This is a genomic window from Lacrimispora sp. 210928-DFI.3.58, assembly GCF_020554865.1.
Lineage (GTDB): Bacteria > Bacillota > Clostridia > Lachnospirales > Lachnospiraceae > Enterocloster.
The window spans coordinates 1-466 of record NZ_JAJCIC010000111.1 but is presented as its reverse complement, the minus strand read 5'-3'; the positions used below and the strand labels follow the sequence as shown (position 1 = coordinate 466).

General features: G+C 51.5%; 3 tRNA genes. All 3 read left to right on the top strand.

Annotated features, from left to right (window positions below):
- Positions 1-90: 90 nt before the first annotated feature.
- The 3 genes from LIZ87_RS22155 (at position 91) to LIZ87_RS22145 (ending at position 371) form a co-directional block, all read left to right on the top strand.
- Positions 91-162 (top strand) — tRNA-Glu (locus LIZ87_RS22155).
- 26 nt (positions 163-188) lie between these two features.
- Positions 189-261 (top strand) — tRNA-Thr (locus LIZ87_RS22150).
- A 36-nt stretch (positions 262-297) separates the two neighbouring features.
- Positions 298-371: transfer RNA gene (locus LIZ87_RS22145), tRNA-Ile, on the top strand.
- The last annotated feature ends 95 nt before the right edge of the window (positions 372-466 follow it).

Below are 466 nucleotides of genomic sequence, written 5' to 3'. Positions count from 1 at the left end.
GAGCACGCGGCTGTTAACCGCGCTGTCGTAGGTTCAAGTCCTACTCGGGGAGTTTAGTGGAAGTCCATGGAGACTACTACAAGATGTTTCGGCCCCATGGTCAAGCGGTTAAGACATCGCCCTTTCACGGCGGTAACACGAGTTCGAATCTCGTTGGGGTCATTTGAACAGTTACCGTTCAAATATATGCCGATGTGGCTCAATTGGCAGAGCAGCTGATTTGTAATCAGCAGGTTATCGGTTCGAGTCCGATCATCGGCTTTACTGCATTGCAGTAGCCTTCATAATGTATAGTTCGGACCTTTAGCTCAGTTGGTTAGAGCAACCGGCTCATAACCGGTCGGTCCTGGGTTCAAGTCCCCGAAGGTCCACTCTTCCTAAACTAAAGCGACAGAGAACTATACAAACAATAATGGCCCGGTGGCTCAGCTGGTTAGAGCGCCGCCCTGTCACGGCGGAGGTCGAC